This is a genomic window from Autumnicola lenta, assembly GCF_031846515.1.
GTDB lineage: Bacteria > Bacteroidota > Bacteroidia > Flavobacteriales > Flavobacteriaceae > Autumnicola > Autumnicola lenta.
The window spans coordinates 119,309-145,219 of the sequence record NZ_JAVRHO010000009.1 but is presented as its reverse complement, the minus strand read 5'-3'; the positions used below and the strand labels follow the sequence as shown (position 1 = coordinate 145,219).

At 37.6% G+C, this 25,911-nt stretch carries 20 protein-coding genes and 1 pseudogene; 8 read left to right on the top strand and 13 right to left on the bottom strand.

The window, feature by feature from the left end:
• Positions 1–450: 450 nt before the first annotated feature.
• Entirely contained in the window at positions 451–2,745 is a 2,295-nt protein-coding gene (locus tag RM545_RS08295) for a transglycosylase domain-containing protein (RefSeq protein ID WP_311494852.1), read from the top strand.
• A 136-nt stretch (positions 2,746–2,881) separates the two neighbouring features.
• Here RM545_RS08295 and RM545_RS08290 read toward each other — a convergent pair whose 3' ends face one another.
• Positions 2,882–4,396, bottom strand: coding sequence for a DEAD/DEAH box helicase (locus tag RM545_RS08290; protein WP_311494851.1), 1,515 nt, complete (start codon positions 4,394–4,396; stop codon positions 2,882–2,884).
• Between the two features lie 217 nt (positions 4,397–4,613).
• Here RM545_RS08290 and RM545_RS08285 point away from each other — a divergent pair, with 217 nt between their 5' ends.
• Entirely contained in the window at positions 4,614–5,327 is a 714-nt protein-coding gene (locus RM545_RS08285; protein WP_311494850.1) for a Crp/Fnr family transcriptional regulator, read from the top strand.
• Between the two features lie 91 nt (positions 5,328–5,418).
• Entirely contained in the window at positions 5,419–5,979 is a 561-nt protein-coding gene (locus tag RM545_RS08280) for a hypothetical protein (protein ID WP_311494849.1), read from the top strand.
• A gap of 61 nt (positions 5,980–6,040) precedes the next feature.
• Here RM545_RS08280 and cysM read toward each other — a convergent pair whose 3' ends face one another.
• Together cysM and RM545_RS08270 are read right to left on the bottom strand one after the other, a co-directional pair.
• Entirely contained in the window at positions 6,041–6,925 is an 885-nt protein-coding gene (cysM, locus tag RM545_RS08275) for a cysteine synthase CysM (RefSeq protein WP_311494848.1), read from the bottom strand.
• The gene (locus tag RM545_RS08270) at positions 6,922–7,713 is read right to left on the bottom strand and encodes a serine O-acetyltransferase (RefSeq protein ID WP_311494855.1); all 792 of its coding nucleotides are present in this window, start codon (positions 7,711–7,713) and stop codon (positions 6,922–6,924) included. The genes cysM and RM545_RS08270 overlap by 4 nt, the downstream gene beginning before the upstream one ends.
• Before the next feature lie 491 nt (positions 7,714–8,204).
• On the opposite strand from RM545_RS08270, the gene RM545_RS08265 reads away from it, so the two are divergent.
• Positions 8,205–9,437 (top strand): MFS transporter, encoded by a 1,233-nt coding sequence (locus RM545_RS08265; RefSeq protein WP_311494847.1) that lies wholly within the window; start codon positions 8,205–8,207, stop codon positions 9,435–9,437.
• Here the strand turns inward: RM545_RS08265 and RM545_RS08260 are convergent.
• The 7 genes and pseudogenes from RM545_RS08260 to lon form a co-directional block, all read right to left on the bottom strand.
• Positions 9,434–11,311, bottom strand: a complete 1,878-nt coding sequence (locus RM545_RS08260; RefSeq protein ID WP_311494846.1) for a T9SS type B sorting domain-containing protein — start codon at positions 11,309–11,311, stop codon at positions 9,434–9,436. The two genes, RM545_RS08265 and RM545_RS08260, sit on opposite strands and share 4 nt — an antisense overlap.
• A gap of 42 nt (positions 11,312–11,353) precedes the next feature.
• Positions 11,354–11,863 (bottom strand): DUF6155 family protein, encoded by a 510-nt coding sequence (locus RM545_RS08255; RefSeq protein ID WP_311494845.1) that lies wholly within the window; start codon positions 11,861–11,863, stop codon positions 11,354–11,356.
• Complete coding sequence (locus RM545_RS08250) at positions 11,864–14,131, bottom strand: FUSC family protein (protein WP_311494844.1); 2,268 nt, start codon at positions 14,129–14,131, stop codon at positions 11,864–11,866.
• 139 nt (positions 14,132–14,270) lie between these two features.
• A pseudogene (locus RM545_RS08245) lies at positions 14,271–15,144 on the bottom strand (IS1595 family transposase).
• Between the two features lie 315 nt (positions 15,145–15,459).
• Positions 15,460–16,419 carry a hypothetical protein gene (locus RM545_RS08240; RefSeq protein WP_311494843.1) on the bottom strand — a complete coding sequence of 320 codons (960 nt, stop codon included), beginning with the start codon at positions 16,417–16,419 and terminating at the stop codon, positions 15,460–15,462.
• Complete coding sequence (locus RM545_RS08235; protein ID WP_311494842.1) at positions 16,416–17,861, bottom strand: MBOAT family O-acyltransferase; 1,446 nt, start codon at positions 17,859–17,861, stop codon at positions 16,416–16,418. The genes RM545_RS08240 and RM545_RS08235 overlap by 4 nt, the downstream gene beginning before the upstream one ends.
• A gap of 457 nt (positions 17,862–18,318) precedes the next feature.
• Positions 18,319–20,769: an endopeptidase La gene (lon, locus tag RM545_RS08230; protein ID WP_311494841.1), complete on the bottom strand. Its 2,451-nt coding sequence runs from the start codon at positions 20,767–20,769 to the stop codon at positions 18,319–18,321.
• A gap of 213 nt (positions 20,770–20,982) precedes the next feature.
• On the opposite strand from lon, the gene RM545_RS08225 reads away from it, so the two are divergent.
• Genes RM545_RS08225 through RM545_RS08210 form a run of 4 tightly spaced genes read left to right on the top strand, consistent with a single transcriptional unit; the run spans position 20,983 to position 23,920 of the window.
• The gene (locus RM545_RS08225) at positions 20,983–21,546 is read left to right on the top strand and encodes an RNA polymerase sigma factor (protein WP_311494840.1); all 564 of its coding nucleotides are present in this window, start codon (positions 20,983–20,985) and stop codon (positions 21,544–21,546) included.
• Entirely contained in the window at positions 21,533–22,093 is a 561-nt protein-coding gene (locus tag RM545_RS08220; protein WP_311494839.1) for a DUF4179 domain-containing protein, read from the top strand. The genes RM545_RS08225 and RM545_RS08220 overlap by 14 nt, the downstream gene beginning before the upstream one ends.
• Positions 22,074–23,162 (top strand): hypothetical protein, encoded by a 1,089-nt coding sequence (locus RM545_RS08215; protein ID WP_311494838.1) that lies wholly within the window; start codon positions 22,074–22,076, stop codon positions 23,160–23,162. The genes RM545_RS08220 and RM545_RS08215 overlap by 20 nt, the downstream gene beginning before the upstream one ends.
• 26 nt (positions 23,163–23,188) lie before the next feature.
• A complete protein-coding gene (locus tag RM545_RS08210; protein ID WP_311494837.1) occupies positions 23,189–23,920 on the top strand; it encodes a head GIN domain-containing protein in 732 nt (243 codons plus the stop codon).
• Between the two features lie 64 nt (positions 23,921–23,984).
• On the opposite strand, the gene RM545_RS08205 is transcribed toward RM545_RS08210, so the two are convergent.
• The 3 genes from RM545_RS08205 to RM545_RS08195 form a co-directional block, all read right to left on the bottom strand.
• Complete coding sequence (locus RM545_RS08205) at positions 23,985–24,152, bottom strand: type II toxin-antitoxin system RelE/ParE family toxin (RefSeq protein WP_311494854.1); 168 nt, start codon at positions 24,150–24,152, stop codon at positions 23,985–23,987.
• A 114-nt stretch (positions 24,153–24,266) separates the two neighbouring features.
• Positions 24,267–24,494 (bottom strand): hypothetical protein, encoded by a 228-nt coding sequence (locus RM545_RS08200; protein ID WP_311494836.1) that lies wholly within the window; start codon positions 24,492–24,494, stop codon positions 24,267–24,269.
• A gap of 57 nt (positions 24,495–24,551) precedes the next feature.
• A complete protein-coding gene (locus RM545_RS08195) occupies positions 24,552–25,886 on the bottom strand; it encodes an MFS transporter (RefSeq protein ID WP_311494835.1) in 1,335 nt (444 codons plus the stop codon).
• Positions 25,887–25,911: the final 25 nt, after the last annotated feature.

Genomic DNA, 25,911 nt, shown 5'->3' with positions numbered 1-25,911 from the left:
ATAAGATGTATGAAAACATTAGAAAACATTACAGGATTAAGAGACGGAGATCTGACCCACAGGAGATCATTTTTGAACTTTCAGCAGCCTTCCAACAGAGGAAGTTGGTATAGCCGAAGACGCCACAACTAATTAAATTCATCAATCAAAACATCATTATCATGGAAGCTTTGGAAAACATCACAGAATTAAGAGATTTAAATTTCTCTCATAGAAAAATATTTTTGAACATCAGGCAGGTCTCAAATAGCGATATAAGGTTTAACAGAAAAAGATGCTGTTTAATTTAAGGCCCGAATCCATGAACTTACTTCCTATATAGTCGGGACAAACATTGTCCTCGGCTTTTTTTTCTCCTGCTCCTGCCCTTTCCACATATTCTAAAATTTGGCTTAAAATAAAATTTATATTTTAGAAGTATTCGTTTATTTGCAGCAGTCTCAGTTTATTATGCTATCAAAATTAAAAATCTCCCCCAAAATAAGATGGGCTCTCATTATCTTATTAAGTCTTCTCGCGCTGGCGCTACTGTTTTTTTCCAGTATTTACTTTGGAATGTGGGGCAAAATACCATCTACCGAAGAACTGCAGAAACTTGAGCAAAGCAAAGCTACACAGGTTTTATCTTCAGATGGAGAATTAATCGGAAAATTTTACATCTTCGACAGGCAGCCTATTACTTTCAAAGAACTACCACAACATCTTATTGAAGCACTTATAGCAACTGAAGATGTTCGATTTTTTGAACATGACGGTATCGATAACCGCAGCTTGTTACGGGTATTTTTTAAATCTATTTTATTACAGGATGAATCTGCGGGTGGTGGTAGCACCATCACTTTACAGCTCGCAAAGAATATCTACGGAAGAAAAGATTACGGTGCCTTTGGCATTGTAATTAATAAAGTTCAGGAGGCAATTATTGCCGAAAGACTGGAGGATATTTATAATAAAAATGAAATTCTAACCCTCTATTTTAATACTGTTCCCTTTAGTGATAATACGTACGGAATTGAAAGTGCTTCCATGAAGTTTTTCAATAAGCATACTTCAGAATTAAGTTTGGAAGAAGGCGCCGTCCTAGTGGGAATGCTGAAGGCTTCCCATTCCTACAATCCGCGGATTTTTCCTGAAAGGAGCAGGTTACGCCGGGATGTTGTTCTAATGCAAATGGCTCGGTACGATTATCTTTCCGAAGAAAAAGCTCTGGAAGCTAAAAGAACAGATCTTGTGCTGGATTACCGTAATTACAGCAATAATAAAGGCCTTGCCCCTTACTTTCGGGAACAGGTAAGAAAAGATGTAAGCAAGATTCTGGATACGCTCAAAAACATTGAAGGACAGTCCTATAACATTTATCGCGACGGACTCATAGTACACACCACCCTCGATCATAAAATGCAGCAACTGGCTGAAGAAGCTATGCGCGAGCATATGATGGACCTGCAGCAGCAGCACGAAGCCTCTTATGGAGAGAATGCGCCGTGGCTGCAAAACAAAAACATCCTTGAAGATGCTGTAAAAGGAACTGAATCTTACCAGAAACTAAGTGACAAAGGTTTAAACCATCAGGAAATCATGCAGGAGTTACGAAAAACAAAACCTACAGAACTCTTTAGCTATGATGGTTCAACCACAAAAAACGTGAGTGTTATCGATAGCCTGTCACACTACCTTAAATTCCTGAATGCAGGAATGCTGGCCGTACAGCCGGAAACCGGAGCCGTCCGGGCTTGGGTTGGTGGCGTGGATTTCAGGTATTTTAAATATGATCATGTTTCGATGAGCAAAAGACAGGTCGGTTCTACTTTTAAACCAATTGTCTACACTGCAGCCCTCGAAAACGGAATGGAACCCTGCACGTACTTTTCTGCGGAAGAAGTCACCTATGAAAATGGATGGACACCGGCAAATTCGTCTGCCAGTGACGACCCTCACATGAATTACAACCTTAAAACAGCACTTAGCACTTCCATGAACACCATAGCAGTAAAAGTGCTGATGGAAACGGGAATAGACAATGTTATCAAGGAAGCGAGAGAAATGGGTATAACATCTGATCTCCCGGCAGTACCTTCTATAGCATTGGGAACAGCTTCATTAAATCTTGAAGAACTGACAGGAGCTTATACCAGTTATGTAAATAACGGAAGGCCCAGCGAACCCTACTATATTACGAGGATAGAAGATGGAAATGGTAATCTTCTGGCGTCTTTTGAGCCAAAAGTAGCGCCCACACCGGCTTATAGTGAGACCACACGGCAGGTAATACTAAATTTTATGCAGGCAACCGTGAATGAGGGAACAGCGACGAGACTGCGGTCTACATACGGATTAAACAATGACATTGCCGGCAAAACCGGAACTACTCAAAACAATAAAGATGGCTGGTTTGTGGGAATTACTCCGCAACTTGTGGCGGTAACCTGGGTTGGAGCAGATGATCATCGTATAGGTTTCAGAAACACGAGGATTGGCCAGGGCGCTAACTCTGCATTGCCAATTTTTGCCAGGCTAATGCAAAAAATGAATCAGGATCCATATTTCACCAATATCACCAATGCCCGCTTTGCTCCTGTCTCTTCTGAAGTTGCTGAAATGCTGGATTGCGACGAAAAGAAGCGTGACGGCTTCTTTAAACGCCTCTTTTCAGGTTCTGATAAGGACGAAGAGGCAACTTCCGAAGGAGAAAAGGAGAAAAAAGGGTTCTTTAAGCGGCTTTTCGGAAAAAAAGATAAAGATTAAGCGAGGCTTCAAAAATGACAATTTTCATCCTTATTACAACCTTCCGGTAAACTTCAGGATTATGTTTAAAATAATTGAAGGTCGATATTTGTCATTTTTGAATGGTCTCTTACAAATAATTGCTTCCGCAGAAAATTTAGAATTCTTTATTGATTTCCATTCTTAATTTTCGGGAATAATCTTCTTCCAGCCAATCTCTGTAGTTTTTGGTACTCTTACTAATGCAATAAGAATATTGCTTAATCCTGGACGAAATATCGTCCTTCAGCTCTTTTGCCAGAATACGTGCGTCAAAAACGTCTTCGCTATTTTCCACACACATTTTAACGTGTTGCTCCATAGACCATTCCAGTACGGTTTTAGACTTTAAGCCCTTTTTAATCACTTCGTCATAAGCGTTTTCCACATCATAATCCACATCTTCAGAATTAGCAAATTTCTCACGAATTTCCGGTGGCATCTGGTACTTAAATTCCCTTTCGATCTCTTCGTCACTTAGAAGATTTTCGAAATAGAAATCTGGAGATCTAAAAATTTGCTTCCAGTCTACGGGAGCGCTCCAATTACCAAAACGCGCTAGATTATTTCCAAGATCAATAACATTAAATTCCTTTTTTCCCGGCAATACTCTGGATCCCCGGCCAATCATCTGGAAGTAAAGCGTAAGGGATTTGGTTGCACGGTTAAGGATGATGGTGTCTACTGTAGGTTCGTCAAAACCGGTGGTAAGAATACTTACAGAAGTTACAATAGCATCTGGCGTATGTTTAAACCACTTTAAAATATCTTTTCTGTCCTGTTTGCTGGTGGTATTGTCCAGGTGCCTGACTTTAAGTCCTGCATTTCTGAACGTTTCATAGACTTCAATTGACGTATTGATTCCGTTATTAAAAATCAGCGTTTTCTTTCCTTTTGAACGTTCCATGTAGGCATTCAGCAACTTCTCCTGCATTGAGAAGTTAGAATATAGCTCCTCTGAAGATTTCACTGTATAATCCCCGTTCATACCAATTTTAAGTCCGGAAAGGCCAACGTTGTAGCTAAAGGTTTTTGCTTTGGCAAGAAAGCCTTTTTCAATTAACGAAGTAATAGAATCCCCAACAATAAGTTCCCGGTAATTATCCTTCATGGGAAGCTTAATATTGGAACTTAGCGGAGTTGCAGTTACCCCAAGGATAAAACATTTCTCAAAAAACTTAAATAATTTCCTGAAGGAGTTGTAGTGCGCTTCATCAATAATCACCATGCCGATATTCTGCAAATCCAGCTTCTCATCGTGAAGACGGTTATTTAATGTCTCCACCATCGCAACAAAGCACATATAATCTTCCTGGTCCGGAAGTTCTTTAACTTTGCTGTTTATAATTTTATTACGAACCCCAAAATCGGTAAGCATTTTAGAAGTCTGCTTACAAAGTTCAATCCGGTGCGTGAGTATCAAAACCTTCTTCTGGGTACGTTGGATGTATTCCCTTACAATTTGTGAGAAAATAACGGTCTTCCCTCCTCCTGTCGGAAGTTGATAAAGCAGATTATAGTGCTCTGGATGCTCATCAATAACTGCAAAGATTTTCTCAATATCTTTCTGCTGATAGCCGTAAAGCTCTTTATCTACTTTTTTATTTTCAATTCCAAATGTTTTGGTCTCCATAGGTTCTATTAAGTCTGCAATTTTGCAAAAATAACAGATTTTTAAAGTAATATAAAATGTTTTGAAGAAAATAAGATTTTAATTTTTGTGTATGAGGCTTCCAAAATATTTCGTAAATTATGTGTAATCAGCAGTATAGAATAGTCTCCAACTTTCTACTCTTTAAACTATTATATCAAAACAGTTCCCCCGTCCCCTTTATTTTAATTCCCACAAAATGAAGAATAAAGACACGGATTACCAGCGTTACCGTAAAAGTTTAAGTAATTGCCATCTTCTTGAAAATATGGATGACCTTACGTTTAACAGCCTGATTTCATTATTTAGTGAGCAAACATGGCCTAAGAACACCTGTTTAGTAGATGAGAACAGGTTTCTCTGTAAGTTTTATATTATTATTAGTGGCAGGGTAAAGATGTATCAGCTCGATGAAACAAGTTCTAAAGAAGTAACTTTATTCCTTCTGCACAAGGGAGACTTTATGGATCTTTTCTGCATTCTCGATGGGTTAGAGCACAAGGTATACTACGAAAGTCTGGACGAGGTAAAAGTGCTGGAAGTACCCATGGAAAATCTCCATGATTGGTTCCGAAAGCACCCGGAATACTATAAAAATTTGCTGTTCTATGCAGGTAAAAAGCTGCGTACGATGGAGAATTATATTTCAGATATAATATTCGCTAACATTTCAACCAGGTTAGTAAAACTCCTCCTAAGGAATGTCAATAAAGATTCTAAAAATCTGGAGTTAATCAATGATCTTTCCCACAAGGAAATTGCTTATCTCATAGGTTCTACACGTGCGGTGGTTAACCGGCAGATTCAGAAATTAAAGAAAAGTGGTTCTATCCATACCTCGAGAGAAAACCTGCAAATAATCGATCTTGGTATTTTAATCGAATTTCTTAAAAAGGAAAATAAATATGAATAAAAACGCTAAATATTGATTTTGTGCTACTTAGGTAGTTTTCAGTAGTAAGTTACACTAGTAGCTTTACTACTCACTTAAAAAACTACCAATTATGAAAATTGCAGTTACACTTTTAATACTGACAGGTTTCCTGTTCAGTACACAGGCACAGGTTATTCACTTGGAGGAAACCGAGATTACCGCGCAGAATAATACCATACCCATAGATTTTAAGGGGGGTAATGAATTCGTTATTGCAGAAGAATATGACAATCAATTTGAAATGGATGCCATTGGCTTCGTCTGCAGAAATTTTAAGATGAAGGAGTATCTCAGTACTAATTTAATGGGAGATTTTGACTCTTATCAGGTTAATTTTAAAAGCCGGAAAGGTTTTTTAAGAGCTCATTATAATTCTAAGGGTGATTTGGTTAAAACATCACAGCGGTTTACAGACATGTCCCTACCTTACGAGGTAAGAAATGAAATTTTTGGAAAATATGAAGGCTGGGATGTTACCAGAAGCACGTTTATAGCCAGAGGAACAGGAGAGAAAATTGATAAGGGTTATTATAAAATAATCGTGAAAAATGATGATCAAAAGCAACGCCTAAAAATTTATTCCACTAACACCTCAGTCAAGAGATCCAGTGATGCCCTGGCAGTAAATTAATATTGTGTAATATTTAGATTGGTCTGAAAATAAGGAGGATTCTGTTTTAAGCAGATCCTCCTTATTTAAATAATTCAGATGAGAGGTAGCGGTCTCCCCTATCGCAAATAATACTTACAACGAGACCTTCATCTATTTCCTCACAAAGCCGAACGGCTGCGGCGGCTGCTCCACCACTGCTCATCCCTGCAAAAATACCTTCCTCTGTAGCCAGGGTTCTGGTCATCTTTTTGGCTTCATCTTCACTTACTTCCAGGATTCTGTCTACTTTTTTTGCATCAAAAATTTTAGGAAGATAAGCCTCCGGCCACTTCCGGATACCGGGTATGCTGGAATCATCTGTGGGTTGTACTCCCACAATCTGGACTTTACTATTTTGTTCCTTTAAATAAGTAGAAGTTCCCATAATGGTTCCTGTTGTTCCCATAGAGGAAACAAAATGAGTCACCTTTTGGTCAGTATCCTTCCATATTTCAGGTCCGGTAGTATTATAATGTGCTTTCCAGTTATCATTATTACCAAATTGGTTAAACATAAAAAAGCCACCTCCTTTAACTTTATCTTCAGCATAGTCCCTTGCTCCTTCAATACCTCCTTCAGCATCTGTAAGGGTAACTTTTGCACCGTAGGCGCGCATCGTCTGCACTCGTTCTAAAGTAGAATTCTCAGGCATTACAAGTTCAATATCCAGTTTAAAAATTCCAGCAATCATCGCCAGGGCAATACCTGTATTTCCACTGGTGGCTTCAATAAGTTTAGTTTCTTTAGTAATCTCTCCCCTATCCAGCGCGTTTTTAATCATAAAATACGCCGCACGATCTTTTACGCTACCTCCGGGATTTTGTCCCTCTAATTTAAAATAAAGCTCAACTCTCGGGTTTTGAAACAGCGTATTTGCTTTTACAAGCGGAGTATTGCCAATTAATTTTAAAATGGATTCATTCATTTTTGAGCTGCTTTTTTAATATTAATCTGGGGGTTGTGCGAAATCATTGAATCGGCAGGAACAGAAGCAGTTAGCCATACATTTCCTCCTACTATGCTGTTAGCACCAATCACGGTTTCTCCTCCCAGAATGGTGGCATTAGCATAAATAGTAACGTTTTCTTCTATTGTTGGATGACGTTTTACACTTCTCATTTTACGATCTACATATAGAGCACCAAGTGTAACTCCCTGGTAAATTTTGACGTTGTCTTTTATAATCGCCGTTTCCCCAATTACAACTCCCGTAGCGTGATCGATGAAAAAAGGAGTTCCTATTTTTGCCCCCGGATTAATATCTGTACCTGTTAAACGGTGTGCGAACTCTGTCATTAACCGCGGAACAAGCGGGAGTCCAAAATTGTAAAATTCATGGCTTAACCTGTAAATTGCAATAGCGTAAAAACCCGGATAAGAAAGATAAACTTCTTCTATAGAATTTGCTGCAGGATCATTAACGGCGATTGCGCGGGCATCTTCGTTTAATTTTCTCAGGATTTCGGGTAACTTTTCCAGATATTCTGACCAGATATCCCTACAGGGTTTATCCGGAGACCAGCAAACAAGGTCTGCCAGTTCTTCAAAGAGCTTTTCCAGTAAATCAATATTTTCCGGAACAGGAGTGTCATTATCAAAAAGCGTATAAAAAAGTGTACGGGTAAATTCTTCTGTTTTCTCTTTAATACGGAACTTTAGATGAGGATTCCTTTTATTCTTCTGAATCTGGTCAATTACCGATTGTTTATTTATTACTGCCACTTATTACCGGAATTAAAGTTTAAAAACCAAAAATAAACAATAGCGAATGAAATCTCCTTTATATTTCAATAAATGCTATTGATATGATTATCTATGAAATACCACTTTCATCTTAAGTTGCTTTGAGTTAATTATTTGCCAATCTGTATACACTCAAATCTCTTTCCGCGTAAATTTATTTATAGATATATTTATTAACCATTAATATTTTAATCATGGCAGACAAACCCAAAAAACAGGATCCAAAGAAAAAAGATTCTGACAAAAAACAAGCCCCTCAAAAACAAGCCCCTCAAAAACAAGGGGAAAAGATGGATAAATCCAGAAAGTAACCTTTTAGTAATTTTTTTCAGGCCACCTCAAAAGGGTGGCTTTTTTAATCCTGGTCGGTAATATCAGAAATGGTTTTTATCTGTAAATATTAAGCACTTTTCTTTTCAGCAAATCATGTAATACTATCTTTGCCTTTCTGAAAGAACAAATTGAAAGAATACTATAATTTTTTAAAAACCAACTTCAGAAAAGTCAGTTTTGGATGGCTTCTGACTTTCCTCTCGAGTTTTGGACAAACTTTCCTCATTTCCTTATATGTTCCGGAGATCGTTAAAGCCTTTGCTATTTCTGAGGGCAGTTTTGGAGCTATTTATGCTGCCTGCACGGTGGCCGCCTCTGTGATTATGTTAAGCGTTGGCCATACCGTAGATCATAAGCCTGCAAAAAAAGTAACTGCATTTACTGTCGTGTGCCTCGCAATTTCCAGTATCATTCTTGGATTTTCTTACCATATCGCTTTTCTGTTTGTGGCGCTTATTGGGATGCGGTTATGTGGACAGGGCCTGTTAAGCCATATTAGTATGACTATTATGTCTAAACGTTTTATAGAAAATCGCGGCAAGGCATTAAGTGTTTCATCACTAGGATATTCTATGGGTGAAGCAGTTTTTCCGGTAATTATAGCTTCTATAATAGCTTATTTCGACTGGCGTATTGCAGCAATTGTGAGTGGCGTGGCACTTTTACTCTATTTAATAAAGCTAAAATTTACAAATCTTGAAGAGTTTGATCAGGATCTGTCTTCAGAGGGCCGACCTTCAACTTTTTCCCTCTTAAAGGATTACAAGAATGTAGTATTCGATAAAAGATTTGGAATTATGATGCCCGCCAGCTTTATTTTAGGCTTTACAAACACAGCAATCTTTTTCTACCAGTATGTTTTTGTTGAAGATAAAGGCTGGTCTCCACAGCTTTACGCCACTTTCTTTACAATTTATGCTATAGCCCGGCTAATTTTTTCTTTGCTTGGGGGAAGCTGGGTAGATAAAATCTCTGCTAAAAAAATGTTTCGTTTTTACATTATTCCAATGAATATAGGTCTGCTACCTTTTGCATTTATGGAGAGTATTATAGGAGCACTCCTATTTTTAATCCTGGCAGGAATTACCAGTGGAATGGCAGGAACTGTAAAAACATCTGTAATTGCCGAAATCTACGGAATTAAAAAAATGGGAGCTATAAGAAGTGTCTTTACAATGTTTATGGTATTAAGTACAGCTCTGGGACCTTTAATTGTGGGTTTTATGATTGACCTGGGAATAAGTTTCAGCATTATTATGCTGATCCTTTTTGCAGCAATGGCACTTGTGGTTCTAAATTGCCAGAGAATTGCTCAAATAACGCCTGAAGAACCGGATGTCGCGGAAATTCAAGAAAATTAGCGCACCAGGCTAAAGTGGCCTTTTATTATTTTATGTCCTTCGATAGTGATTTGATACCAGTAATCTGAAGCAGGCAAAGAATTTCCTTTAAAAGTTCCATTCCATGAAAAGCCTTCCCCTTTGCCAATTTTGAGCAATTTACCATAGCGATTAAAAATTCTGATTTCTGAAGATAAAAAATATTCCACTCCGCTTAAACTGAAGGCGTCATTATATCCATCACCATTTGGGGTAATAAACTTTGGCACAACAATGTGCGGAAATTCGCTTGAGACTGTGGCACAGCCGCTGAGATCCCTTATGTATGCAGTGTAAATTCCGCCGGAAATTCCTGTAAAAACATTCGAATCCTGAAAGTTTGTACCATCCAGCGAATACTCGAATGTGCCGCTATTTGCAGACGCTATGGTAACGGTATTTTCTTCAGAAATAATATCTGCTATTGCCGCTACATCTGTAGGTGAAACCGTAAAATTCTTAACTACCTCACAACCTTCAGCAGTAACAATTTGTACGTCGTACTCTCCTGGATTTCCGACGGTGATTATTTGAGAAGATTCTCCGGTGGACCAGCTGTATTCCATCCCCGGTATTCCGGCATCAAGCGTAAGTAAAGTGTCTGCACAAATTTGCCAATTTTCGTCCTCTACTTCCGGCACTTCATAAATAGTGAGCTCAACAGCAGTTCTTGCACTCACTTCACAATCGTAGTTTGTCTTTTTTGCTTCAGCGTAATAAATACCGGCGCTCTCTGGAGTAAAATAAGCAGTATTTTCGGCAACAAGGTTACCTCCAGTGGCTGCATCATACCAATTTGCCGTTTCGTCGCCTTTAATTTGTACAGAAAGCTCGGGTATGGGCTCTCCACCACAAACAGTACGATCTCCATTGCTCACAGGAGTCTCTGGAGTACTTACAATATTAACATAAAAAGCTTCAGAAGCAGAACTGCAGAGATTATTTGCTAAGTTCACTTCATCCTCAGCTACTTTTACCCTGTAATATCGCGTTGTGTTTAAAGAACCTGTGAAATAATTATCTCCCGTGGCGCCTGCTATGTTTTGCCAATTTTCGCCATCATCACTTTCCTGCCATTGGAAAAAATGATCCTGGTAAACAGAATAATCTGGCGTTGCTTTTAATTCTAAATTCACCGGAGCATCAGATTCACAAACCGCTAATTCGCTTCCGTTACTTTCTTCAGAAGTAACAGTGGTAAAATCGCCGCAGGATCTAAATATAATGTCATCTATGGCAAGATCATTTCCGCAGCCACCGTCTCCATTATTAAAGATCTTTAAAATAACAGCATCCTGACCTGCCTCGCTCTGAAAAGTTAGCGCATACTGTTCCCATACCGGACTGGAAGCAGAAGCAATATTACCGGTACTGCCTTCTCTTAGAAGCTGAGAATCTGTCTCGTCCCAAATTTCAAAACGAACGTTAATAGGTATTCCACCATTAGGACAGATAGGATCCTGCCTGTCATAGATATTTATGAGATATGCTGAAAACTCATAAGAAGTATTTTCACAGAGTCCGCTAATTTCGGTTTTAAAAAACTGCCCTGAAGTAAAATCTGCATTTACAATTAACGCCCGCTCATTAGAAAGTGTGGAATTTGGGAGGGAATTGTGCCAGGAAGATATTTGCTGGCCTATTCCTGCAGAAATTGTGTACTGTCCATCCTGTGGATCGCCAGTCACGTAAGAATAACTTGTTGTGCCCGAAGGAAAAGCCGGACCGCTACCACTCCCGGTGCCAAAATCTTCGTAAAAAATAGGGTCTCCTTTACTACCTTCACAAAAACCGAGTTGTGCAAAAGAATAACTGCAACTAAGTAAAAATAAAAGAAGAACTACTAATCTGGTCATTTTCAAATGTACATCAAATTGCTAGAAATAAAGGTCGGATTTTTAATGGAACTGATCCATTACTTTCTCAAATTGATACTTATTTGGCCAATCCTGCTCTTGAGTATTTACTTCAATTTTGTGCATCCGGGGAAGAAATTCTGGAGTTAAATTATTCGCTAGTATAAAAGTAGTGGCTTCTTCAAAAGATTTATAAATACTTCTGTAAAAAGGCTCTTTTATTTCCCGGTCTGCGGAATAGGCTTGGGCTATTTCAATATTGTAGAGCATAACATCTGCTAACAAAATGGGATCTAACCCGAGCTTTATAAAGTGCTTAATGAATTTTTGCGCTACAGATCTTCTGGCCTTTGGTCGTCTGGAAGTGGTAGGAAAATATTCTTTTGAAATCTTAAATTTTGCATCCTGAACCAGCTTATCTTCTTTGGGGTTGAATACGAAATTGTAAAAAGTTTTTACCTCGCCAAATCTTTCGTATAAATCCAGGATTTGCTCCTCCAGCTGTTCCTTCTCAAGTGTACCTAGATATTTTTTTAAAGCTCTCTTACTCATTTAAATTTTAGATATTTGTAATACCTCTTTAGATATTGAAACTGTTTTCCTGATATTTGTTGAAATATCTGCGAGCCATCTTAACTGATTATTTACCAGTTGAGCTTCCTGCAACTGCAGTCGCATGCGGAGATCTATATTCTGTTTCCCCTCCTCAATTTCAATAGTTCTTTTTTCTACGAGATCTTCATACGTTTTTCTGAGGGCCATCGCTGCTCCTTCAATTTCTGAAGATGGTCTGGATACTTCTACCGGATTATTCTTCTGCAGTATTTCTTCTGAAGATTTTAAATTTTCAGAAATAAAATTGGTAAAGGTTTCAAAATTAACAGAAGCAGCTGTGGTTTCGTGGTTTTGAATGTATGTACCAAGAGACGCCAGAGCAGATAAAAAAGTCTGATTTAAGCCAACAATTTCATATATCCTGCTAATATCTTTCTGTTTGGATTTCGGCTCCTGCGTCATTCGCTGAAAAGCCGCACTAAGATTTCCCATTTCTAAGAAAGATTTCTTTCTAGCCAACTTATAAGATATGGGTAGTTTTCCTTTATTATGATAAAAATTATCTACTTCTTCTAAGTAATTCCTGTTGGCAGCAATACTTTCTTGAATGTAGCTTTTTATCCCGTGTACTTCCCACGATGGCCAAAGAAAATGATTCCCTAGAGCCGCAAGACCAGCTCCAATAAGAGTATCAACAATTCTATATTGAATAACATTTAGCACATTGGGCTGCAGTAAAGCATAAATAAAAATAATACTAAGGGTTATAAAAATTGCTGCTGTCCTGTAATTTCTCTGAAGCAAAGAAAAAGCCAGGGTAAGAGAGCCAATTCCCAGGACCATATACACAATTTCATTTTGCGTGATATAAACAATCCCAACGGCTATTGCACCTCCAATTAGTGTCCCTATAATTCGCTGTTTAGACCGATCTTTAGTTAGTCCATAATTGGGACGCATTATCACCGCAATTGTCAGAATAATCCAGTAAGCATTTTGTATAGAGAAGAAAATTCCTATTGAAAAACCTATAATGACAACTACTGCAAGCCTAATGGAGTGCCTGAAGATGATGGAGTTAAAATTGAAGTTTTCGACCAAAATTTTAGGATCATAATCCTGCGGAGTAATAAACCGAGAGACCTCTTTGCTTTTAATAAAAAGGTTCTTTTCGCTTTCCAGATTATTCAAAATCCTAAAAATACTGTTCATCCTTTGCACTTGTTGCTCTTGATAATCAATAAGATTTCTCAGCAACAACATGGTTTCCCTACTTTCGTTAATATTTATTTTCTCACGAAAGGCAAGAAGCCCCGACTGTAATTTATCTAATGCATTTTTAAGATTGTTGGGCGGGAGTTTATTGTTGTACTTTAATGCGGAAGCGATTTGTTCGAGATGCTCTGCCATAGCATTAAGCAGATCCTGTATATTTTCAAATTGTTGCTGCTCTTGTCCTAATAGTTCATCCATTTTAGAATAATCTACGGGATTTGCCATTGCCAGCTCCAGCATATCTACAAGTTCAATGAAAATAAGCAGTCGTTTCCTGGCGTAGTTAGAATTACCAGATGTTTTTCGTGAGCTTATAAGAACTTCACGCAGGCTTTCATGCTTTTCGTTCAGTTCTGTTTGAAGTAGAAATAATTTCTTTAAAAGTTGATCCCGTTGCTCAAATTCAGTATAAAGTTTAGCTCTTATCCGGAGGTATTTTGCAGTAAGCTCCATTGTTCCTGCAAGTAAATGTTCGGTTTGTTTCCTTGGATTTAAAAAATCCCATAGCAAGCTTAAACTCAGGTACCAAAATCCTCCAAGAATGATAAGAATCCCTCTTTGCCAAATTTCGAGATCTTTAGAAAGATTGGCAAAACTGATTACCACAGCTAATAATCCGGAAAAGGTTATAAGTGAGGCCCTAAAGCCGAAAACTGCCAAATAACTGATAGCGAACATGAGCATACCCAGCACCGGAATAATAAGGTACAGACTTACCTGTGCGTATCCAGATATTACAGAAGACAATCCGGCAAGAATTGCTGCGCAACTCACCCCTATAACCTTATGTTTAAAACTTCCGGCAACATCACTAGGAGAGCTTAAAAGACAACCGGAAGCAATTACAACTCCTACTAAGGTGTTTGAATAATATGAAAAGAGTGCTATTGGGATAATTATCGCTACCGTAAGTACAATGGCTTTGGAAAAGTCTGTACTCCTTAGAAACTTTAGAAGATCTTTTAAAAAATTTGATATAAATATTTTCAAGTAGCTGCTGCTTTTTAAATCCGGAATTTACAAAGATAGTTCGTTATAAAAGAAAGGAGACCGGGGGAAAACAAATTTTGAATAGTAAAACATTTTTAAATAATAAGTGTTTCTAAATTAAGTTTTTTGAGGTCAGTTGTTAGTTACATATAGTTTGTTTGTGATACACTTTATCCTTGTTGACCATTTTGGTTATTAGATTATCAAAGATTGTGGCCTTGGTCTGTGAGCGGTTGATCCTAAAACAAAATTCATTAAAATATCTGTTGATATTGAAATCGCTGACCCAAAAAATATGTTGTTCTTATCCAGGATTTAATTTGATGGATCTTCGTGTGCAAGGCCTTGAAATTCAAACCTGAAAATCATACGCTTTTGCAATCGGCCTATAACCGCGCCATTTATCTGTTGTTATTTAGCGTCACGGCTGATATGATCAACAAAGATATATTGTAGGGATCTGGCCGAAAAATCACCAATACGCATTACCTACATTCTCTTGATCTTGCCATCATTCGTTAGCTCAACAGCCGTTATCGCTTTCTTTTTCCTGGCTTTATAACTTCTGCCAATTTTTTCCTTTTCATGCCCACCCAGAACAAATTCATCAACGTGGACAGTTCCATCCATAGTATCGTTACCGCTGCTTTCCATGGCTTCCCGAACTTTGTGCATAAACAGCCGCGCTGTCTTTTCTGTCACCCCGAAACGTACAGAAACATAACTCGCCGAAAGGCTTTTGGTGCTGGTAGCCATCTCGAAGACGATAAAAAAAGCCTTGCGCACGCCAAACTTGACTTTATGGAAAGGGTATTGGAAGTAGTGTATTCCTGGTGCGAACAAATATTGCAGATTCTTGAGAAATCCTTTCTTACCTGGGATTTTTTATGACCACACTTACGGCACTCAAAACCATCATTCCATTTAATCCCCGCCAGGTATTCTTTACAATCTCCATCTGTTTATAACCAATCAGAGAACTCTAGGAGATTTTGACCCTTAAAAATATTTATAATTCCCCTAAGTTTATTAATTTTTAGGGTATGAAATTAAATACTGACCTCTAAAAGTTTTTATTATACATCCCTAAATTCTCCTATTTATTTGGAATAAATAAGATTGATTATGGGTTTATTTTCTTTTGGAGTTCATTTTACTGATGAAAAAAGCTGTTGTCTGCATTTCAAGGAGTAGTGAGATAAAGACGGGGTTGTCTGCAACCATGTATTTAGAGACAAGAGTACCTCCTATGTTGATATCGCTGATTTATAGAACTACATATTACCAAAAAATCCAGTGATAAAAACAGATCGAAAATCTAAATAAACCTACCTGCCGGAATTAATTCTGTCAAACTCTTTATCTATAATTTCCTGCTTATTCTTTTTATCTAAGAAACCGCTTTGTAGTAATGAATCTAGCCAAATTGAATATTTGCGGGTTCCTTTATAGTTTAAATGTGAAAGGTCTCCGAACTCGGTATTACTTAAGGGAAAACGTGAAAAATCCAAAAATTCCACACCCTTTAAATCAGTTTCAAGAACTCGATAATAGAGTTTTTCATTAAGGTGTTCACGATAGAAGGAATGCAGCGGACTTCTAATAAGATAGATCTTTATTTCGTTGTCTTCACAAAACTCCACAAGCTTCTTAAGGAAACGAAGATTTTGTGTGCTAAACTTTTCGGCAGTGCCCGCAAAAATAGTATCGGGTGCATTACGTACAATGGCCTTTAAAAGTGAATCGGTTTTGTCCCGCTTTAGATACCGAAAACCTCCTGCATAATCAAAATCATAATACGCAGACCTTATTCTCTTAAGTCTTACTTTTCCGGCCAGAGATGAGGCTGCGAGAAAACCGGAAGGATTTTTTTTAAATAGCCACCATTTATCTTCGGCACTAACCGTTGATGATAAATCCAGATATCCCATTAGTAAAAAATCAGAACCCCATATCCATTCATCCATATGTTTGTCAAGATAATTATTACTAAGCTCCACAAAAATTGTGTCTATATGCGGATTGTTTTTAAGAAGAATTTTTGCTTTGTAGTAAGATGAGAGATAGGATTCACCCGCATAGGATATATTTTTAAGTTCCTTTATAATAGTATCGTTATAAGCAATTTCGGAATGAGAATGACCAACAACAAAATATTTTATATCTTTTCCTTCTTTCTTTACTTGCAGTCTGTCACCAATTAATGTTGAAGTACTATATTCAAATAAAAGAAATAGTATTACAAGTGCCGTGACAAGGAAAAAGAGGTTTAATAAAAATTTCTTCAAAACTGAAAATATATAAATTCAGAACTTTTAATAGGCTGCATCAAATAGATACAAAATGCTATAGCGAGGTACATGGACCACCTTATAAAGCGGGGTTTAGAAGAGAAAAGATGTTCAATTGCATATTCTCCATTCCTTCCAAACCATTCAGCAAGGATAAATAACAAAAATATTGGAATTATCAGAAAAAGATAGTCAACATTAATATTGGGTAACTCCAATAAAGAAAAGGATAGTAGTTTTGAATAGTACAACATCGCTTCTTCAATAGAATCAGCCCTAAACATTATCCAGGTAAGCACAATTATTAAAAAGGTGAAGGTTACCTGGAAAAATTCTTTAATACCAGGCAAATATTTAGTAGGGGATATTAAATTAGTATTTCTCCGGTTCCAGCCAAGCAATATTAGTGGAAGAAATAAAAGAGCGTGCATGGCACCCCAGGCAATAAACGTCCAGTTTGCGCCGTGCCAGAAACCGGAAACCAGAAAAATAACGAAAACATTTCGGGTGGTAATGCTGCGGCTTCTTTTGCTTCCCCCTAACGGAATATAAAGATAGTCTCGAAACCAGGTAGACAAACTTATATGCCATCTGCGCCAGAACTCCGCAATATCGCGTGAAAAATAAGGGAAATTAAAGTTTTGAGACAACCTTAAGCCAAACAGCTTAGCCGTTCCAATAGCAATATCTGAGTATCCTGAGAAGTCACCATAGATTTGTAAAGCAAAAAGAAATGCTCCCAGAAGTAGAGTGCTGCTATTGTATTGTGTGGGATCATCAAAAATGATGTCCACATACCTTGCGCAATTATCGGCAATAATTACTTTTTTAGCCAGTCCCCATAAAATTTGTTTGCAGCCATTTACAGCCTCCCTATAATTAAAACTTCGTTTTTTATGAAACTGCGGTAAAAGATTTATTGCACGCTCAATTGGACCTGCCACCAATTGAGGAAAAAAAGTAACATACGTGGCAAAGGCAATAAAATTTTTAGTAGGATTTAAACGTTTTCTGTATATATCTATTGTATAGCTTAAAGTTTGAAAAGTATAAAAGCTTATACCTACCGGAAGAATAATATTGAGGCTTTCTGTGGAAAAGTCTATTCCCAAAAATTGTACACCTGAATTAATACTTTCTATAAAAAAATTGAAGTATTTCAAGAATGCCAGGAGACCCAGATTAAAAAATAAACTACAATAAAGCCAAATTTTACGAAGACTGGTGTTAGATGTTCTTTCCAGCTGAAGTCCAAGGGCGTAATCTACAACCGTACTCGCGATAATAAGAATAAGAAAGCGCCAGTCCCACCAAGCATAAAAGAAATAGCTTGCAATAAGAAGGAAAAGATTTTGAAAACTGATCTTTTTTCCCCCTATCATCCAGTAAATACTAAAAACTATGGTGAAGAAAATGCCAAAATCAAAAGAATTAAACAACAAATTTTGAAATTTAAAAATATATAAGGAAAAAAATCTCCTATGCCTAATAGCTAATCATAATTACCAGGTCTTACCTAGATTAAGTAAATATAGATAAATTTTCATCTGAATAAAATCAAAATTTTTTGATTTTAGATCTTATTATAACTAATATGGCAGCAGATCTATTAAGATTTTTAATAAAAGAGAATCGGGACTTATGGGAGATGAATATTCCAGGAAAATTGGCTTTTAGAAGCCGAAAAAGTTATAAACTCACCCTGAAGATGTTGGAGGTTATCATTTTAATAGAACTGATGTCCACGTGCATGGAAATAAAACCGCCGGAATTAGAGTATAACTAAAAAACTTTTGATAGGTTTATAAATGCCACAGAACAGAAAAGCTTGAGCCATAAAAAAGCCTCCAATAAGTTGATAACTTTTTGGAGGCTTTCTACTACAGGAAGTTTGATTTACAATTTCTTTGCATTTACCACCTTCTGCTTTGTAACTGCAATATCTATTACTTCGCTCATGTCGCGCACATAATGAAACTTAAGTCCTTTTAAATAATCTTCTTTAATTTCCTTTATATCACGCTCATTTTCCTCGCAAAGAATGATCTCTTTTACTCTCGCTCTTTTGGCTGCAAGAATTTTTTCTTTTATACCACCAACCGGCAACACTTTGCCACGTAAGGTAATTTCTCCAGTCATCGCAATACTTTTCTTCACTTTCTTCTGAGTAAATAAAGAGACGAGTGAGGTTAGCATTGTAATACCCGCACTTGGACCGTCTTTTGGAGTTGCTCCTTCCGGCACGTGAATATGTACATTATATTGATCGAAGATCGAAGGAATTATCCCCAGTTGTTCGGCATTGGATTTTATATATTCCATTGCAATAGTAGCCGATTCCTTCATTACTTTCCCCAGATTTCCAGTGATATTCAGATTTCCTTTTCCTTTGGAAAGTATGGATTCTATAAACAGGATATCCCCGCCAACCTGTGTCCAGGCAAGACCTGTAACCACTCCTGCGACATCATTGTTTTCGTATTTGTCCCGCTGCATTTTTGGGCTGCCGAGTACTTCAATTATATCCTCATCTGTTACTTTAATATTATACTCTTCTTCCATCGCAATACTCTTGGCCCCGTGACGCACCATTTTCGCGATTTGCTTTTCCAGCCCACGTACTCCAGATTCCCTGGTGTAACCTTCAACAATAGATTCCAGTTGAGATTTGCCAATTTTAATGTGTTCTTTGGTCATTCCATGCTCTTCCAGCTGCTTAGGCAACAAATGTCTTTTTGCAATCTCTACCTTCTCCTCTATCGTATAACCGGTAACATTAATAATTTCCATACGGTCACGCAGGGCAGGCTGGATGGTTTGTAATGTATTACTGGTTGCAATAAACATTACCTTAGAAAGGTCATAACCCATCTCAAGGAAATTATCGTGAAACTCGCTGTTCTGTTCGGGATCAAGTACTTCAAGTAATGCTGAAGAAGGATCTCCTGCATTCCCAATGCTTAGCTTATCAATCTCATCAAGAACAAAAACGGGGTTGCTGGTTCCGGCTTTTTTCAAACTCTGAATTATCCTTCCCGGCATTGCTCCTATATATGTTTTACGGTGTCCTCTTATTTCTGCTTCGTCACGCAGACCTCCGAGGGAAATTCGCACGTATTCGCGACCTAAGGCCTCGGCAACAGACTTACCAAGAGAAGTTTTACCCACTCCGGGAGGTCCGTAAAGACATAAAATCGGCGACTTCATATCGTTACGCAGTTTCAATACCGCGAGATATTCAATAATTCTCCGTTTTACATCGTCCAGTCCGTAATGATCACGGTCAAGAATTTTCTTTGCCCTTTTAAGGTCAAATTTATCTTTACTGAATTCATTCCATGGCAAATCCAGGTATAGATCGAGGTAATTTCTCTGTATAGAATATTCTGCGACCTGCGGATTCATACGCTGCATTTTGGAAAGCTCTTTTTCAAAATGCTGTTGCACATCCTCATCCCATTTCTTCTTTTTAGCCCTGATGCGCATTTCTTCGATTTCATCTTCATGTGAAACTCCACCAAGTTCTTCCTGGATGGTTTTCATTTGCTGATGAAGAAAATATTCACGCTGTTGCTGGCTCATATCGCTCTGCACCTTGGACTGAATATCATTTTTAAGTTCCAGTTTCTGAAACTCCACATTCATATATCTTAGGGTAGAAAGAGCCCGTTCTTTTAAATCATTCGTCTCCAAAAGTTTTTGCTTCTCCTCTACCGTAAGATTCATATTAGCAGAAACAAAATTGATTAAAAACGAGGAGCTCTCGATATTTTTAATAGCAAAAGAAGCTTCAGAAGGAATATTTGGGCTTCCTTTTACAATCTGCAAAGCCAGTTCCTTTATTGATTCTGTAATAGCCGAAAATTCTTCGTTATCTACTGCAGGCCGTGCTTCCGGAACCTCCTGAATGTTTGCAGTCAAATAAGGATCTTCACTGGTAATCTCAGAAATACTGAAACGCTTTTTTCCCTGGATAATCACCGTGGTGTTCCCGTCCGGCATCTTAAGCACCCTAAGGATTCTTGCTACAACACCAATCTGGTTGATATCTTTTACTGAAGGATTTTCAACTTCTTCATCCTTTTGCGATACTACCCCAATAATCTTGCTGCCGTTATTTGCTTCATTAATTAATTTAATAGAAGTGTCCCTTCCGGCTGTTATTGGAATTACAACCCCCGGAAATAATACAGTATTCCGCAATGGTAGGATTGGCAAGGATTCGGGAAGATCTTCCCTGTTTATTTCTTCTTCATCTTCAGGAGTCATTAACGGTATTAATTCTGCATCTTCATCAATACCCTGCAATGACAAACTGTCAAGATTAGTAAATTTTGTGTTAGCCATAATTTATTTTAGGTCAAACTGTCACTACAGTTTGTTATTTGTATTAAAATTTGATCCTGCCCCAGCCCCTTAATTCCAAGGCTTTATCTGAGAGGGCTCAGATTCCTGAACACTATTTCAATTCCTGTGCCATGCTTTTCTTTAAATTAATTTTCTCGAAAGTGTAACAAAACGGAAACGGGCATATCTTTATAAGTAGATAACAAGAGTTTTTTGACACCAACCATCACACATATTAATGATCTTGTTGCCGCTTGCCGTAAGGGTGATCAACGTGCACAAATTGAAATTTACAATCGCTATTACAAGGCGATGTATAATACAGCTTTGCGCATCGTAAAACATTCTGCTGAAGCGGAAGATATTATGCAGGAAGCGTTTCTTAATGCCTTTACCAAAATTGAAAGTTTCAACGGTGAATCCACTTTTGGAGCATGGCTAAAAAGGATTGTGGTCAACAAATGCATAAGTGTCTATAATAAGAAAAGAAAATATGAAGAAGTAAGCTATAATGATGAGTTGAAGAATGAAATTGATGATTCTGAAGGCTACATAGTTAACGAAGAGAACACCAATGAAAAAGTGAAGGTGCTTTTATTTAAACTAAATTCATTAAAAGAAAATTACAGGATGTGTTTAACGCTGCATCTAATTGAAGGCTACGATTATGACGAAATTTGTGAAATTATGGATATCAGTTATGCCAACTGCAGAACCACAATTTCCAGGGCAAAAGAAAGTCTTCGTAACAAATTACTGAACCATGAAGAACGATAATATAAAAGAGCTGTTCAGGGATCTGGATTTCGACACTTCAGAACCGCGGGAAGGCCATAAAGAGCGATTTTTTGAAAAGTTAAAAGATGAAAATCCTTCCGCAGAGAAAAAAAATCGGGTACGAAACTTATGGGCACCTTTTATTGGAATTGCTGCCGGTCTTGCACTGCTGGTCTTTTTAGGCGGAATGTATTTTAATCACCAAGCGCTGGGAAGATCAGGAGATCTGGCGAGTGTTTCTCCGGAAATGAAGCAAACCCAGGAGTTTTACACTTCTTTAATTGAAAACGAATTAAAGGAAATTCAGGAAGAAAAATCTCCGGAAACTGAAGCCATAGTAAAGGATGCGCTTGCACAAATGGAAAAGCTTGATACTGAATATGCAAAACTAAAAAGGGATCTTTTAAGAAGCGGAAAAGATAACCGGGTAATTCATGCCATGATAAACAATTTCCAGCAGCGCATCGACTTACTCAACACCGTATTGACCCAAATTGAAGAAATTAAACTATTAAAAAATCAAAATCATGAAAACAACCTTATATAAACTGCTGCTGCTAGCCCTACTTATTCCGGGCCTTGGTTTTTGCAACAACGATTTGAATGGAAAACATACCAAGACCAAAAAGATTTCTAAAGAATTTAAAGTCGCCGCGACCTCAAAACTTCTGGTAAATAACAGCTATGGAAATATTGACATTTCTACCTGGAATGAGAATCGGGTGGTAATAGAAGTCTTCATTAAAACTAACGGAAATGATGAAGAAGCGGTGCAGAGAAAACTGGATGATATTAATATTGAATTTAATCAGAATTCTTCAGGAGTAATTGCAAAAACTCACTTTTCCAGGGAAGACAAATCCTGGTGGGAGCAGCTTTTTAGCGGTAGTAGTAACGTAAATATGGAAGTGAATTATGTAATAAAAGCTCCAGAAAGAAATAATGTGGACCTTAACAACGACTACGGCGGAATTTATATTGACCGGCTGTTGGGAAATTCAAAGATATCCTGTGATTACGGTAAGATCGATATTGGTGAATTACGGGGCAGCTCCAATTATCTCAGTTTTGATTACACCAGGAACAGCCATATCGGCTACGTAAAGAATGCAGAGATTAACGCAGATTATTCAGATTTCATCATCGAAGAGGCTGAAAAACTTGATATAAATGCAGACTATACAAACTCAAAAATACTAAAAGTTGAAGACGTCGCTTTCAATTGCGATTATGGAAGTATTACTATAGAAAAAGTAAGAAAGCTTGCCGGAAACGGAGATTATCTGAGTACGAAAATCGGCAGGGTATTTACCTCGTTGGTCCTTGATCTTGACTATGGCTCTGCTTCTATAGAAAAACTCGTAAAAGGAATGAAAGAAGTAAAAATTGATACAGATTATACCGGAGTAAAAATTGGCTATGATGCTGCACAGCCCTTTGATTTTATTATTAAAACCTCTTACGGCGGTGTAAAAGGTATAAACGATTTTGAAGTGAACAAAAGAAATGAATCCGGCACAAGTAGTAGTTATGAAGGCTATCACCTCTCCAATAACAGCGGAAGTACAATAACTATTTCTACCAGTTACGGCAGTGTTTCATTTAACAGACAATAACTAAACATCAATCAAATTATTAAATTATGAAAAAAGCAATTCTCGTATTAACAGCACTAACCTTAAGTTTCACCTCTGCAAATGCACAGTGGTGGGGAAATGATAAAATTAAAGGAAACGGAAAAGTAGTAACAGATAATCGCTCCACACCAGATTATGACGAAGTACAGCTGGTAGGCTTTATGAACGTAGAACTTGTAGCAGGAACAGAAGGGAGGTTAATAGTAGAAGCCGAAAGTAATCTTCAGGAATATATTATAACCGAAGTATCTGGCGGAAAACTTAAGATTTCAGTAGAAAAAGGAGTACAAATAGATCCTTCTCGTGGCAATGAGATCAAAATCACCGTTCCTTTTGAAGATCTTGATGGCGTTTCATTAACAGGTTCCGGAGATATCTGGACTCGCGACAAAATAAGGGCTTCTAGCTTTAGCTCCAGTGTAACCGGTTCCGGGGATATGAACCTGGATCTGGATGTAGACAACCTGGAGGGAGCAATTACAGGGTCCGGAGATGTGAATTTTAAAGGAACTGCAAATACTTTTAAATGTAAGGTTACAGGATCGGGAGATTTTGAAGCTTATGATCTCAAAGCACGATTTGTGGAAGCCATTGTCTCCGGTTCTGGTGATGTTATGGTAAATGTTTCAGAAAAGTTAACTGCAAGAGTATCCGGATCTGGGGATATATCTTATAAAGGAAATCCTGAAAAAGAAGACTTCAAAACTTCAGGCTCTGGAAGCGTTTCTTCCTATTAGGGTCGAAAATTGGCAAATTTCAAGCCTCGCTTTAATTGGCGGGGCTTTTCCTTTTTTAACTCTTTTAGAAAATACTTTTCAATTTTCCGGGATTTTGCCTGCTATTCCAAATACTTAAAATGACAATCCGATTCGATTCTTCTTTATAAATAATGAAATAATCGCGAACAATTTTTATTCTTACATCTTCATGATCAGTTAATTTCCCTATTTCAGGATAAACTGCAATCAAGTTGACTGCTTCAATAAATAGTTGATTTAATTTTCTGCTGTATACTGGATTTATTCCTGTTATTCCAATATACAAGAATATCTTTCCTACTCTCCTGGGCGTCTTTTGACCAAATTACCCGTTTAGCCATCTCTCTATTTCCTCATTGGCTTCTTCATTGGTTAAATATTGACCATGTCGGACCTGATTTAATGATTTTTCAATGGCAAATTGTTGTTCTCTGCTTAGGTTAATAACCGCCTCAGTTTTATTTTCCCTATGCAGAAAGTGATAAAGTTCTTCCAATAATTCCTCATTGTTGGAGAGCTGAATTTCTTTGATTAATTTTTTCCTAATCTCCATGATTCAATAATGATAACTCTAATATAAGATTTACATTTCTCATTTAGATACCATTGTTTAAACATTCCTCTCTCCTCTGCTTTTCTGCGGAACACGAAGTAATAGAAAAACCCCTGCTATAAAGAACACCACAAGAAAAAGTATGGAATTTCGTACACTTCCGGTGATTTGGGCAACTATTCCGTATAAAAACATGCCTATTACAATACCTATTTTTTCAGAAACATCATAAAAACTGAAATAACTTGCTGTATCAATCGCATTTTCCGGTAGCATCTTAGAATACGTAGACCTGGAAAGCGCCTGGATTCCGCCCATTACCAGCCCCACCGCAGCAGCAGCAAAGTAAAACTGAAGAGGTGTCACAATATAGTACGCATAACCGCAAATGGCAATCCAGATAAGATTAATATAGATAAGGGTCTTGATATTGCCAATTTTTAATGCCAGTCTGGAAGTAAGCATTGCCCCGGCCACTGCTACAAGTTGAATAAGAAGGATACTAACAATTAAGCCTGTGGTCGCATCCTGCCCACCCCAATCCAGTTCTTCAATCCCAAAATAAGTAGCAATAAGCATGATGGTTTGCACCGCCATACTGTACACAAAAAAAGCAATCAGGTAGCGGTATAACTGGACATCCTCCTTCAGCGAAACCCAAATCTTTCTGAGTTCCCGAAATCCGTTAAAAAGAACATTCCGCGTTAATCGTGCCTTTCTGTTACCTTTTGGCAGATAGCGATAAGTATATTGGCTAAAACCTATCCACCATATTCCGGTTAATACAAAAGATAATCGGGTAGGTAAGCCTTCATCTTTAAACCCAAACCACTCGTATTTCAGGATCATAACCAGGCACAATATGAGCAAAATAACACTGCCAATATATCCCATGGAAAAGCCTTTGGCACTTGCTTTGTCCTGTTGATCTGGAAAAGCAATGTCCGGAAGGTAAGAATTGTAAAAAACAAGGCTGGACCAAAATCCGACAAGCGCAAGAAAGTAACACAGTAGTCCAAACCATAAAAATTCCAGCTGAAACCAAAACAACCCTATACAGGAAACTGCGCCCAGATAACAGAAGAATTTCAGAAAATTCTTCTTATTTCCAACATAATCTGCAATCCCCGATAAAAACGGACTCAATATCGAAACAACCAGAAAAGCTGCTGCCGTCACATAGCTTATAAGGCTGTCGTTATTAAAATTGATTCCGAGAAAAGGAACAGTATCATCAATAATTTTTCCTTCCGAATTTTTGACGATCGTAAGCGCTCCATAAAATATTGGGAAAATTGCCGAAGATATTACAAGTGGATAAACGGAGTTTGCCCAATCATAAAAAGCCCATGCATTAATGAGCTTTTTATTTCCCTTTGGAAGTTGTTTCATGATGCTAAAAATAAAAAAAGCTGCC